Annotated in this window: 9 protein-coding genes and 1 tRNA gene; 3 read left to right on the forward strand and 7 right to left on the reverse strand. The window is 72.8% G+C overall.

Going from position 1 to position 12,699, the window contains the following annotated elements:
• Window positions 1–19: 19 nt before the first annotated feature.
• A complete protein-coding gene (locus DJ476_RS22680) occupies window positions 20–1,015 on the reverse strand; it encodes a D-2-hydroxyacid dehydrogenase (RefSeq protein ID WP_103418233.1) in 996 nt (331 codons plus the stop codon).
• A 350-nt stretch (window positions 1,016–1,365) separates the two neighbouring features.
• Between DJ476_RS22680 and DJ476_RS22685 the strand changes: the two genes are divergently transcribed.
• Complete coding sequence (locus tag DJ476_RS22685; RefSeq protein WP_103418234.1) at window positions 1,366–2,130, forward strand: maleate cis-trans isomerase family protein; 765 nt, start codon at window positions 1,366–1,368, stop codon at window positions 2,128–2,130.
• Window positions 2,131–2,242: 112 nt separating this feature from the next.
• Entirely contained in the window at window positions 2,243–3,397 is a 1,155-nt protein-coding gene (locus DJ476_RS22690; RefSeq protein WP_103418235.1) for an LLM class flavin-dependent oxidoreductase, read from the forward strand.
• A gap of 144 nt (window positions 3,398–3,541) precedes the next feature.
• Here DJ476_RS22690 and DJ476_RS22695 read toward each other — a convergent pair whose 3' ends face one another.
• Window positions 3,542–5,512, reverse strand: a complete 1,971-nt coding sequence (locus tag DJ476_RS22695) for a putative bifunctional diguanylate cyclase/phosphodiesterase (RefSeq protein ID WP_112491397.1) — start codon at window positions 5,510–5,512, stop codon at window positions 3,542–3,544.
• A 403-nt stretch (window positions 5,513–5,915) separates the two neighbouring features.
• Here DJ476_RS22695 and DJ476_RS22700 point away from each other — a divergent pair, with 403 nt between their 5' ends.
• Window positions 5,916–7,157, forward strand: coding sequence for a M6 family metalloprotease domain-containing protein (locus tag DJ476_RS22700; RefSeq protein WP_112492592.1), 1,242 nt, complete (start codon window positions 5,916–5,918; stop codon window positions 7,155–7,157).
• 81 nt (window positions 7,158–7,238) lie between these two features.
• On the opposite strand, the gene DJ476_RS22705 is transcribed toward DJ476_RS22700, so the two are convergent.
• The 5 genes from DJ476_RS22705 to DJ476_RS22725 all read right to left on the reverse strand — a co-directional run bounded on the left by DJ476_RS22705 (window position 7,239) and on the right by DJ476_RS22725 (window position 12,677).
• Window positions 7,239–7,312: transfer RNA gene (locus tag DJ476_RS22705), tRNA-Lys, on the reverse strand.
• Entirely contained in the window at window positions 7,303–8,010 is a 708-nt protein-coding gene (locus tag DJ476_RS22710; RefSeq protein ID WP_070201327.1) for a bifunctional DNA primase/polymerase, read from the reverse strand. Before DJ476_RS22710 ends, DJ476_RS22705 begins: the two co-directional genes overlap by 10 nt.
• Window positions 8,011–8,265: 255 nt before the next feature.
• Entirely contained in the window at window positions 8,266–9,786 is a 1,521-nt protein-coding gene (locus DJ476_RS22715; protein ID WP_162638770.1) for a Cys-Gln thioester bond-forming surface protein, read from the reverse strand.
• A gap of 1,053 nt (window positions 9,787–10,839) precedes the next feature.
• Complete coding sequence (locus DJ476_RS22720) at window positions 10,840–11,187, reverse strand: hypothetical protein (RefSeq protein WP_019764739.1); 348 nt, start codon at window positions 11,185–11,187, stop codon at window positions 10,840–10,842.
• A 155-nt stretch (window positions 11,188–11,342) separates the two neighbouring features.
• Window positions 11,343–12,677, reverse strand: a complete 1,335-nt coding sequence (locus tag DJ476_RS22725; RefSeq protein ID WP_070201325.1) for an AAA domain-containing protein — start codon at window positions 12,675–12,677, stop codon at window positions 11,343–11,345.
• Window positions 12,678–12,699: the final 22 nt, after the last annotated feature.

Consider the following 12,699-nt stretch of genomic DNA (forward strand, 5'->3'; position numbering starts at 1 on the left):
AGGGCGGTCGGTGACGGGCTCAGTCAGGGGAAGTGCCCTCCGTGGAAACCGAGTTGTCGGTGGCGAGGTCCTCGGACGGGACGTAACCCCGTTCCTTGTCCACCACATTGGGCAACGGCTCACCATCTACCCATAGTTCGTACATGTCCACGAACTGCTCGCCCAGCCGGTCCCGCCAGCCGACCGTGTCCCCGCTCAGATGCGGCGAGACCAACAGTCCCGGCGCCTCCCACAACGGGCTCTCCGCGCCCAGGGGTTCGTCCGCGAACACGTCGAGCGCGGCCCCCGCCAGCCAGCGGCGGTTCAGGGCGGCCACGAGATCCGCCTCCACCACGCTCGCCCCCCGGCCCACGTTGATGAAGTGGGCCGAGGGCTGGAGCAGACCGAAGAAGCGGGTGTCGAACATGCCGTACGTGGCCGGGGTCAGCGGCACCGCCGAGATCACCCAGTCCGCCCGGGCCGCCAGCGGGCCCAGGTCCCCGATGCCGTGGATGGTGCGCCGGGCGCTCCGGCCCACGAGCGCCACCTGGACGCCCAGGCCGTGCAGCAGCCGGGTGATCTCCCGCCCGATGGGGCCCGCGCCGACGACCACCGCCCGCGATCCGGCCACCTGCCGGCCCTCCCGGTGGTGCCAGCGATGCTCCCGCTGGAGGGCGAGGGTGGTGGGCAGGTCCTTGGCGAAGGCCAGCACCAGCCCGGCCACGTACTCCGCGATCGGCCGCTCGAAGACGCCCCGCGCGTTGGTGACCACGGTGCCGGAGGCCACCAGCTCCGGGCAGAGCAGCCGGTCCACCCCCGTGCTCGCCGTGTGCACCCACCCCGGCCGAGCCCCCGGGCCGGGCCAGGCCTCCCGTACGGCGTCGGAGGCGAAGTCCCACACCAGCAGCACATCGGCCGCCGGCAGCCGGGCGGCGAGGTCCGCCGGGCCGGTGCGCACGATCCGGGCCCGGCCGGTCAGCCGGCCGAGGCGCGGGGGCGGGTCGGCATCGAGGACGAGAACGACGGGTACCGGCATCGGTGGCTCATCACTCCGCAACATCGCAGGTCGCCGTGGGTGCAGGCGTGATCATGATCTCCGCGCCCCCCACGCTCGCAGCAGCGCCCGCCCCCGTCAACACGGCCCGCTGCCGGTGTCCCGGCCGCGCGCCGCTCGTGTCCGGGCCGCGTGTCGCCCGGTGTCCGGCTGTGCCCGCTGCCGGTGTCCGGGCTGTGCCCCACCCGTGCCCGCTGCCGGTGTCCCGCCCGCGCGTCGCCTGGTGTGCCGCCCACCCTCCGCCGTCGGCCCACCCGGGGAATACTTGATGGAGGGAGGGGCACCAGTGGGTTTCCGCGGCCGATGCGAAGACGCGCGAAGGAAGGGTGACCATGACCGCCGTAGGACTGCTCTACCCGGGCCACGCCGCCGAGGACGACTTCCCGCGGATCGAGATCACGCTCGACACGGACATCCGGCTGCCGCTGTTCTCCACCGAGGCCGACGAGGACACCTTCCGGCCGGGCGCCCTGCTGGAGGCCGGTGCCCCCGACCGGCTCTCCGAAGGCGTCGACGAGCTGCGCCTGGCGGGTGCGGAGGCGCTCGTCCAGGCGAGCCCCGCCGGCAGCTTCGTCTACGGCTGGGCGGGCGCCCACAACCAGATCGCCACCCTCGCCCGGAGCGCGGGCCTGCCCGCCTCCAGCACCGCCTTCGGCTTCGTCCACGCCGTACGGGAGCTGGGCGCCGACCGGGTCGCGGTCGCCGCCGCCTGGCCGGAGGACGTCACGGTGCTCCTCACGGAGTTCCTGGTGGCCGGCGGTGCCGAGGTGGTGGCCGCCCACAGTGCGGGCGTCGCCACGGCCGCCGAGATCGCCGGGTGGGAGGCCGGCCGGGTCAAGGAGCTGGCGCTCGCCGCCGACCACCCGGACGCCGAGGTGCTGCTGCTCCCGGACGCGGCCCTGCACACGGCCGCGTACATCCCGGAGCTGGAGGAGGCGGTCGGGAAGCCGGTCCTCACGGCGAACCAGGTGACGGTCTGGGAGGGGCTGCGGCTGACCGACCGCAGGGTCTGGGCCCCGACGCTCGGCACCCTCTTCGCCGCCCGTCGGCCGGTCCCGGGTGCTGCGGAACCGAAGGGCATCGAGGTCCGGGAGTAGGCCGCGGCCGGTCTCCCGAGGAGGGCTCCGGAATAAGCGGAGCCATCCTCCTGTTGTACGCCTCCGTTACGCGGACGTATGACGACCAGCATCACCGGGAGAGGGCCGACACGTGAACGAGAACCAGGGCGACCGGACGGACGGCGACGGGACGGGCGAGCCGGGCACCCTCCGGACGGACGGTGACGGAATCCGGGGTACGGCGGCGGGCACCGCCCCCGTACCGCTCTCCGTGCTCGACCTGGTGACCGTGGGCCAGGGCCGCACCGCCTCCCAGGCCCTGCGGACCGGCGTCGAGATCGCCAAGCTGGCCGAAGGCCGGGGCTTCCACCGCTACTGGGTCGCCGAGCACCACTCCATGCCCGGGGTCGCCTCCTCCTCCCCGGCGGTGCTCCTCGCCCACATCGCCGCCCACACCGACCGCATCCGGCTCGGCTCGGGCGGCGTCATGCTGCCCAACCACGCCCCGCTGGTGATCGCGGAACAGTTCGGCACCCTGGAGGCGATGGCCCCCGGCCGCATCGACCTCGGCCTTGGCCGGGCCCCCGGCACGGACGGCGCGACGGCCGCCGCCCTGCGCCGCAGCGACCGGCTCAACGAAGGGGCGGAGGACTTTCCGCAGCAGCTGAGCGAGCTGATCCGGTTCCTGGACGACGACTTCCCCGACGGACACCCGTACGCCCGTATCCACGCCGTGCCCGGCCCGGTCCAGGCGACCGCCCCCGGCGGGGTGCAGTCCGCGCACCGGCCGCCCGTCTGGCTGCTCGGCTCCTCCGGCTTCAGCGCCCGGCTGGCGGGCACGCTCGGGCTGCCGTTCGCCTTCGCCCACCACTTCTCGGCGCGGAACACGATCCCGGCGCTGGACCTGTACCGCAGCTCCTTCCGGCCCTCGGCCGTGCTGGACGCCCCGTACGCCCTGATCGGCGTCTCCGCGCTGGCCGCCGACGAGGAGGCCGAGGCCCGCCGCCAGGTGCTGACCGGGGCCCTGTCCATGGTCCGGCTGCGCACCGGGCGGCCCGGGCTGATCCCGAGCCCGGAGGAGGCGGCCGCGTACGACTTCTCCCCGATGGAGCGGGAGTTCGTCGACGGCTGGCTCGCCGACGTCGTCCACGGCACCGCCGACGAGGTCCGTACCGGCCTGGACGACCTGGCCAAGCGCACCGGCGCCGACGAGCTGATGATCACCGCCAACGCCCACGGCGGCGAGGCGCGGCTGCGCAGCTACGAGCTGATCGCGGACGCGTACGGGCTGCCGCGCGCCGACTGAGGCCCTGGGTCTGAAGCCTGGGGCCGATCGCGTACGGACCGTCCGATGCCTGGGCCCCGGGGCCGATCGCGTACGGTCTGCCGCGCGCCTAGGGCCTGTCGTCAAACTGCCGCCTGCCGTGCGACGGCAGTTTGACGGCAGGCCCTAGGCCTCTTCGGCCCCCGGCCGGGCCGTGATCAGCGCCGCGATCAGCTCCGGCGCCACCGCCCGGGAGTACAGCCACCCCTGCCCGGTGTCGCAGCCGATCCGGCGCAGCCGCTCCGCCTGCCCGGCCGTCTCCACGCACTCCGCGGTGACGGTCAGGCCCAGACGGTGGGCCAGTTGCACCATCGCCTCCACGATCGTCTCGTCGGCCGGGCTCGGATGCGTACCGTCCTCGTACCGGAAACCCTTCACGAACGCCCCGTCCAGCTTCAGTACGGAGACGGGCAGACGGCTGAGGTAGGCGAGGTTCGAGTAGCCGGTGCCGAAGTCGTCGATGGCGATCCGTACGCCCATGTCGCTCAGCGCCTGGAGGGCTCTCAGCGGGCGGCCGCCGGAGCCCATCACCGCCGACTCGGTCAGCTCCAGCTGGAGCAGCCCGGGGTCCAGGCCGGTCTCGTTGAGGATCTGCGCCACGTCCGCCACCAGGTCGGAGTCCCAGACCTGGCGTACGGCGACATTGACGCTGATGAAGAGCGCGGGCTCGTCCGGGTGGTCGAGCTGCCAGCGGCGCGCCTGGCGGCACGCGGTGCGCAGGACCCACCGGCCGAGCTGGACGATCGAGCCGTCCTCCTCCGCGATCCCGACGAACCGATTCGGCGAGAGCACGCCGAACTGGGGGTGGTTCCAGCGCACCAGCGCCTCCACCCCGCGCACCACCCCGTCCGCCATCCCGACGAGCGGCTGGTACTCCAGCGTGAACTCGCCGCGCTCCACGGCGGGCCGGAGCGTGGAGGAGAGGGCCTGGCGGGTCATGCGGTGGGCGTTGCGCTCGGGGTCGAAGAGGGTCCAGCGGGCCCGCCCGTCGGCCTTCGCCCAGTAGAGCGTGGTGTCGGCGGCCTGCATCAGACCGGTGGGGGAGGTGCCCGCCACCGGCCGCTCCACCACCCCGATCGAGGCGGAGACCGAGAGCCGCTGCCCGGCCAGGTCGAAGGGGTGCTGGAGGGCGGCCAGGACCGAGCGGGCCAGCTCGGTCAGCGCCTCCGTCCCGCCGGAGTCCTCCACCAGGATCGCGAACTCGTCGCCGCCCATGCGCGCCACCAGCCGGCTGCCGCCCGGGTTGCGGCTCGCGTCGCTCTCGGCGCAGTCGTTGAGCCGCCCGGCGACGGCGGCCAGCAGCCGGTCCCCGATCCGGTGGCCCAGGGTGTCGTTGATGGCCTTGAAGCCGTCCAGGTCCAGATAGCAGAGCCCGATCCGGCCGTGCCGGGGGAGCATCGAGTCGTCCTGGTACGGCGGGGTCTCCAGGGCCACCGAGAGTCGCTCGAAGAACAGGGTCCGGTTGGGCAGCCGGGTCACCGGGTCGTGCATCTGGAGGTGGCGCAGCCGGTCCTGGAGTTCGCGCCGGTCGCTGACGTCGGCCACCGTCAGCAGCACCCGCGCGGGCTCGGCCGCCGATGTGCCCGTCATCGGTACGACGGTGACCTCGGCCCACAGGGTGCGCCCGTCGGGGTGTTTGAGGCGGCGGGTGCAGCGGAACCGGGAGCGGCGGCCCTGGAGCACCTCGCGGTAGGCGAGCCAGGTGCGGTCGTCGGAGGCCAGGTCGACCAGCTCACACGCCTGACGGTCCGCCAGCGCCCCGGCCGTGGTGCCGAGGAGGGCGCCGAGGGGGTCGTTGGCCCGGACGACATGGCCCCGGCCGTCCACGACGGCCATGGGGAGGGTGGCGGCGTTGAAGGCGGCCCGGTGGTCGCGCAGCTCGGTCGCGGCGGCGTCCGCCGCGCTCCGGGAATCCTGTGCCGATGCCGATGCCGATGCCGATGCCGATGCCAGTGGCTGTGCCGACACCTGCGGCTGGGCGGGCCGGGTCGCGGGGCGCGCCGGGGGTCGTTCCGTATGACGCTCCGTGACCGTCGTGTCCACGGCGTCCGGGGATGTGCCTGCCGGGGCCCTGGGCCCTTCGGAGGTTCCGCTCACCGCTCGCTCCCGCTGTGAAGGTTGTCGTGAACAGGTGGGGTCGGACAGGGCACCGGGTGGTGAACCCGTGAAGGGGCCCGATCCACGCGGGAAAGCGTGGTGAAGCATAGAGGGTGGCGCATCGGGCGTTCCAGCTCGCATCCGGCCACGGGTTGCGCGAACGGCTGGTCTGCGCCGTTCCGCTTTGCCCGGTCCTGATGGTTTCTGAGCGCTTCTGTTGTATCGAGTCGCCGATCCGACCGGCGGTGACATTCCGTGAAGGTCTGGGGTGGAGCGCTTCCGGGTGCCGGTCCTGCGACTCCTGTGACCCCTGTGACCCGTGTGGGGCAGCACAACAGGGCGCATCGCCACGAACCGGAACAGGGTGGACGGGACGTACCGCGTTCCCCACCCGGAGGTCGATGTGCAGCGTGAGCCCGGACCCGGGGGAGCGGAGCGGCTGAGTGTGCGCAGTCTTGCGGCCGCCCTGACTTCCCTGCTGGCGCTCGCCGCCACCTCGCTCGTCGCCGGTCCCGCCGCGGCTGCCGTACGCGACGCGACCCCGTGCGCGCTCCCCAGGACCGCGGCCCACCACTCGCTGGGCCTGGACAGCTGGAACGGGGCCTACCCCCGTCCCGACCGCAGCCTCGACGCGGTGATGATCTTCCTCTCCTTCCCGGACTCCGAGCCCCGGCTCACCCCCGAACTCCTCACCGCCGACCACTTCCCCGCCACCACCCGCTTCTTCGAGCGCGCCAGCTACGGCCGGTTCACCCTCCGCCCGCACCCGCAGCGGAGCTGGACGCCGATGCCGCGTGCCTCCACCTGGTACGGCATAGAGCGCGACTGGGACGCCGAGAAGCGGACCGCCTACCTCCGCGACGCGATCGCCGCCGCCGACGAGGACATCGACTTCTCGGCGTACGACATCGTCTATCTGGTGGCCGACCCGGATGCCCCGGGCGTGGACTCCGACGCCACGAAGGTCGTCAACTTCGAGCGGCCGCTGCGCGCCGACGGGACGGACATCCGGCGCGTGGTCACCGTCTTCGAACAGCACCCGCCCGACCGCAACGTCCTCGCTCACGAGACCGGGCACGTCTTCGACCTGGCCGACCTCTACCACCGGCCCACCGACGGCAAGGGCGACTGGGACACCTACGTGGGCGACTGGGACGTCATGGGCAGCCAGTTCGGCCTGGCCCCCGACCTCTTCGGCTGGCACAAGTGGAAGCTCGGCTGGCTGGACGGCGCCCAGGTCGTCTGTGTCCAGGGCTCCGCCGACCTCACCCTGGAGCCGGTCGCCGCCGCCCCCGTGCCCGGCGGGTCCATCGGCACCCGGCTCGCCGTCGTACGGACCGGGGAGGACAGCGTGCTCGCCATCGAGGCCCGCAGCGCCACCGGCAACGACGAGGGGACCTGCACCGAAGGCATCCTGATCTACAAGGTCCGGTCCGGTACGGCCTCCGGCGGCGGCCCGGTCGAGGTGGTGGACACCCACCCGGAGACCGGCGCCTGCTGGGACCGCTCGGTCTACCCGCCGCTCGCGGACGCCCCGCTCGCGGAGGGCGAGACCTACACCGTGCCGGGGGAGCGCACCCGCGTGGAGGTCGCGGACCGTACGCCGTCCGGCTCCTGGACGGTCCGGGTCACCACCGGCGTCTGAGCCGTGTACGCCAGCGCACATCCTCTTACGTCACGGAACACGAAGAAGCCCCCCGCTTCCGCGAGGGGCTTCTTCCGTCGGTGCGCCGTCAGGGACTCGAACCCCGGACCCGCTGATTAAGAGTCAGCTGCTCTAACCAACTGAGCTAACGGCGCCTGCTGACGTCGTAGACATTAGCACCCTGATCCGCCCGAGGAAAAATCGAATGCCCGGACCCGTGGGAGGTCTGCCCCGAGCCGTGCGACTCCTGGCGGGAGGCCGCCGACCGGCTCACCCGCACACACGCCCACAGCAGCACATCGGGCCCCGGCAGCCAGGGGGTCCGGGTGTCGGGTGCCACCAGCCACCGCGGCCCCGAACCACCGGATACGCAGGTCAGCGGCGGTACGGTGACGGCGTCGCCGGTGCCGTGACAGAGCAGCGGGGGCACCTCGCCGCGCGGAGCGCCGCCGCCCGCCCCCCACTCCTCCCAGGCCAGCAGCGAGGGCAGCCGCTGGGCCGTGCCGGGGGAGGCGAAGAGCAGCATCCGCCCCCGGTGCACGGCGACCGGACCGGTGCCGGGCCCCTCGGCCCAGAGCCGCTCCAGCATCCGCCGCCCGAACAGCGCGGGCACGTTGACGACGTCGAACTGGGTGCCGCAGGGGAGCACCCCGGGCGAGGACGGGCGCTCCTCCCACTGCGCGAGCGTGGAGCGCGGGTAGGCGGAGGCGCCCGCCAGCCAGGCGGCACCCGCGGCGGTCACCTGGGCGGCCTGCGCCCCGGTCTGGTCCCGCAGCAGGGCGAAGATGTCGACGGCGTGGGCCGCGGCTCCGCCGGCCTGCAGGGTCGTTTCGTCTTTCAGCCAAGCGCTCATGGAGGAAAGGTCTACCGGGAGTGACGGAACTGATTCCGAGAGTTGCCGGAAACCAGGACAGGGCGCGAGGGGAAGGAGTATCTTGCCCGCCCGGAATATGCCACGGGACATGCCAGGGGGCCTGCTCCCTGGTCCGTACCCCGGTCGAGGCCGCCCACGGCGCCCGTCCTGGCCAGGTCCTGTCGTGAACTCCGAGGGCCGGACGCCGACGGGCCCGGCACATGCGTGCCGGGCCCGTCCACGAACTTCCGCAGGTTACTGACCCGCGGCCTTCTTCCTGCGCAGCAGGAACAGCGCCGCACCGCCTGCGGCCACGAGGGCCACCGCCAGGCCGGCGATCAGGGGCGTTGCACTGGAGCTGCCGGTCTCGGCGAGGTCGCCGCCGCCGGTGGTGCCGCCGGTCTTGTCGCCGGTCGTCTCTCCGGTGGTGCCGCCAGTGGTGTCGCCGGTGGTGCCGCCGGTCGTCTCTCCGGTGGCGCCGCCGTCGGTGTCACCGGGCGTGGGGGCCGGGCTGGTGGGAGGGGTCCCGCCGCTGCCACCGGTGCTCGGGGCAGGAGTGCCCTGGGTCTCGCAGTCCAGGACGCCCTGGAAACGCTCCGAGAAGCCGTCGGGGCCGGTGACGGTGATGTCGTACGCCTCGTCCTCGCCGACCGGGACCGTCACGGTCTTGGTCTCGCCGGCCGGGACCGTGTGCTCGGCGTCGCCGAGCTTGAAGGTGAACGGGGCGTCGCCGTCGTTGCTGACCTTGACGTCGATGCCGTTCGCGGAGCAGTTCTTCTCAGCGGTGACCGAGGGGATGGCGCCCTTCGAGGCCCAGTTCACGGTCGCGTCCGCGCTGATCGTGGACTCGGTCGAGCCGGCCAGGATCTGGGTCTGGCTCTTGCTGGGGCTCGCGAACGCCCGGCCGACCGGGACCTGCGTGGTGGCCTTGGCCGTGAGCGAGGCGGTGCCGTCGGGCGTGCCCGCCGGCACGTCGAAGTACAGCTCGGTGCCGTCGTTGACCGAGGTGATGGGCTGGCCGTCCTTGTCGGTCACCTTGATCCCCGCCGCCGTGGCGTCGGAGTTGGCGGCCACGGAGACCTTCTCGGCGTCGGTGTGAACCGTCACCGGCCCGATCTTGCTGCCCGCCTTGCCGGAGACCGCGTTCGGGTCCAGCGTCAGGGAGGTCTTCGGCTCCTGGAGGTTCTGGGCCTCGGCCTCGAGCCAGTCCGCCAGCTTCTCGGCCCGCTTGTTCTTCGCCTCGACCTTCGCCCCGTCCGAGAAACGCCAGATGGCGACCTGCGTGCCGGCGGCGGCGGTCTTGGCGTTCAGCTGCCCGGCGCCCGACTTCTCGGCCAGCGCCTTCAGGTCACCGACCTGCGGGTAGGAGTTGCGGAGGATCCAGAGGATCTTCCCGGCGTCCTTGTTGTTGCCGAGCGAGGTCTGGCCCCAGGGGGTCTCCAGGTACTTCGCCTTGTTCTGGGTGGGGTTGTGGATGTCGATGCAGTACGTCTGCAGTCGGCCGCCGCCCTCCACGCTCATCTCGAACAGGCCCGCGGAGATCTCCGAGGTCTGGCCGTTGCCGGTCGTGAGCCGGGCGGTGTCGTACGTCTTCAGGCCGTCCAGCGTGGCCACCGCGCCACCCTGGTGGTGGACGTCGCCCCCATCGGCTGCGGCGCTGCCGGCCCCGGCGAGGGAGCCCAGGACCAGAAGTCCGGCCGTGGCGACCGAGGCCGCTATTCGGCGACCGGTGATACCCCGCCCGGTCGCGGTGGGTGATGAGAAGTTTGCAAACACAGAAGTCCCCTCCGATGCGGCTCATCCTTGCAGGCGCGTCAGATGCGCCACACGAGATACGTGGGAGAGTCGCGAAACCAGTGCCAAGTGCCCTGTGAGCACGCGCAGATCCTATGGAGAGAGTGCCGCCGCGCGCTCCTTGGCGGCATGATTTGAGTGTTCTGAATCGGAATCGTTACCTCCGAAGGGTGTAGCCCCGATCCGTCGCGGCTACGGCGTTCCCGGTACGCGCGTTTTATCGCAACCGGCCGCTACCTTCCGGAAACGGGGAGTTACGAGTCTGTCCACCCGATTACGCGGTTGCGGCCGCTCCGGCAGGAGGCCGGCCGGGGCGGGGTGATGCCCGTGGCCCGGCCGGAGCCGGGCGGCCTCTGCGTGCCTTGCCCGACGGTGAGTTGGCCGAAAGGGGCCCGGCGGGAACGGCTCGCGACGGCGGCTCCGGCCGTATGCCGAACGCATCGCGGGAGGTGGCCCCTTGCGGGAGCCCTGAGGTGCCCCGGGCATGCGTGAAGCTCTGGACGGCGGGCGGAGGCGCGGCCCGCCCGGTCCCGGGTTGCGGTGCGGGCCCTTCCGCGGGGGGCCGGGGCGCCCGAGTGGGTGTCGTGTTCGCGGGTCCGCCGTCGGGAAAGTGCCGTGCGATGGCTCCGTTGTTGACAGCTCCTTAAATACAGAAGTCGATTTATTCATCGGATGCCTGTCGCAGTCCGCTATGCGCCGGTACCGGGGGGAAAACTGTCGCTGCCGAATCCGGTGGGTACCGCCGAGAGGGGCCGGTCGGGGCGGGAGAATCCCTGGTGAATTCACCGCGTAGGCGAGGGATGCGTGACTTTCGGGTGGTGATGAAGATCGTCAATAGCTCAACGCTGGCCCTGGGCGCGCTGGTTGATGTGGTGTCAGGGCCCGGGCGCTCGCCGCGGACGGGTCGGCGGTTACCGGGGGTTCGTCAATGCAAAGACGTATTGATCGCGTGCCGGTACGCGGTCGGCTCCGGCCGGCCGATCGGGAAACCGCTCGGGCCCTTCGCGCCCCTCGCGCGCGGGCCCGAGCCGCTGATCACGCCGGGGAGGAGGAGGCGTCCAGCAGGGAGCGGCCGAACTCGATCATCTTCTTCGCGTAGTCCTCGGTCCACTCCGCGCGCTCCGCGACATCCGCCGCGGTCAGCCGGTCGAACCGGCGCGGGTCGGCGAGCTGTGCCGCCGCCATCGCCTGGAACTCCACCGACCGGTCCGTCGCCGCGCGGAAGGCCTGCGTCAGCTCGGTCGCGCGGGCCAGCAGCTCACGGGGGTCCTCCACCGACTCCAGGTCGAAGAAGTGCTCCGGATCGGCCACTGCCTCCGACGGCTCGAAGAGCAGCGGCGCGGGGCGCAGCCGCTGCCGTTCGTTCCGCTCGGACTGTGTCATGTGCTGTTCCTCCCTCAGGCGGTCCGGACAGCCCGGACGGCCACCCTCCATTGTCCAACCCCGCGCAAGAGTGCGACCGGCTTTCGGACGCTTTGCCCAGGCGCACTGCCCGGCGGAACCGGGCGCACCGCCCGGGTGGAGAGGGAACGGCGGGTCTACGGCCGCCACCGCACCCGGTGCTCCGCGAGATGGGCCAGGACCGCGTGGTTGGCCTCCCAGCCGTCCGGGAACTTCACCGTGACGCCGAGCTGCACCGGCTCGGTCGACGGGTGCTCGTCCAGCAGCTCCGCCACCCCCTCCCGGCACACCACGACGCACGCGTGCCGGTGGCGCGAGGCCAGCACGCACAGCCGCCCCGTCTCCAGGTGGAACGCGGTGGCGTCGGGGCGGCCCGAGAGCGGGTGCAGGACCACCGTGACGTCGAACTCGCGGCCCTGGAGCCGGTTGGCCGTGTCCACGGCCACCCCCGTGACGCCCAGCTCCGCCAGCGCCGCCCGCACCGCCGCCGCCTGGTCGCGGTGGGCCGTGCCGACCGCCACCCGGTCCGCCGTGACCGGCACCGGCTCGTCCGCCCGCTCGCTGGTGGCGACGCCGCCCCGGTCCAGCAGCCGGCGGACCACCAGCGCCACCGCCCGTACCGCCTCGGGGTCCGTACGCGGGGTGTGCCGGGCCGGCAGCTCCAGCAGCCCCCACCCGGCCTCGGCCGCCTCGTCCAGCACCCGGTCCGGGCCCGACCCGTCCGAGGCCACCCCGAACGAGAGCTTCCGGTCCCCGTGGTCCGTACCGCTGCGGAAGGGGGTGTACGGGTAGAAGGCGTCCGACACCAGCGGTGCCGCCGAGGCCGGGAGCCGCCAGGAGACCGGCAGCCGGTGCTGCGGCAGCTCCGGATTGTGCGCGAGCAGGGTGGAGACCGCGCTCGCGGACGGGTCGTAGCTCAGCCCCGCCCACTGGTCCGCGCCCACGATCGAGAACGGGTCCAGCTGCCCCGGGTCCCCGACGAACAGCGCCCGCTCGAACAGCCCGGCCACGGCCAGCAGCGCGTCGGACCGCATCTGGTACGCCTCGTCGACGATCGCGTGCCCCCACGGCTCCACGTTCTTCACGTGCGCCCACTTGGCGGCCGTCGAGATCACCACGTCCAGCCCGGCCAGGTCCGCCACCTTGGCCGATTTTCGTACGTTCTCCAATCCGTCCAGCACCTTGTCGTACGGGTCGGAGTCGTTGCTGTGCAGCCGGCCCACCGGCAGCTCGGGCTCCTTCTCCGCGAGCCGCACCACCAGGTCGTCGACCTGGGCGTTGGTCTGCGCGACCACCATCAGCGGGTGCCCTGCGGCGGCCAGCTCCAGGGCCGCCCGGACCACCAGGGTCGACTTCCCGGCCCCGGGCGGGGAGTCCACGACGATGCCCCGGGCGGAGCCGCGCAGGGTGTCGTCGAGGATCGCCCCGGTCGCCCGCGCCGCCGCGGCGCCGGGGTCGAAGACGGTGGTCACAGCGGGTCCTCCCAGCCGAGGG

This window comes from Streptomyces bacillaris (genome assembly GCF_003268675.1).
Taxonomy (GTDB): Bacteria; Actinomycetota; Actinomycetes; order Streptomycetales; family Streptomycetaceae; genus Streptomyces; species Streptomyces bacillaris.

Coding starts and splice junctions, on each gene's coding strand:
- DJ476_RS22680 (WP_103418233.1), bottom strand. CDS start 1,015: ATGCCGGTACCCGTCGTTCTCGTCCTCGATGCCGACCCGCCCCCGCGC.
- DJ476_RS22685 (WP_103418234.1), top strand. CDS start 1,366: ATGACCGCCGTAGGACTGCTCTACCCGGGCCACGCCGCCGAGGACGAC.
- DJ476_RS22710 (WP_070201327.1), bottom strand. CDS start 8,010: ATGAGCGCTTGGCTGAAAGACGAAACGACCCTGCAGGCCGGCGGAGCC.
- DJ476_RS22720 (WP_019764739.1), bottom strand. CDS start 11,187: ATGACACAGTCCGAGCGGAACGAACGGCAGCGGCTGCGCCCCGCGCCG.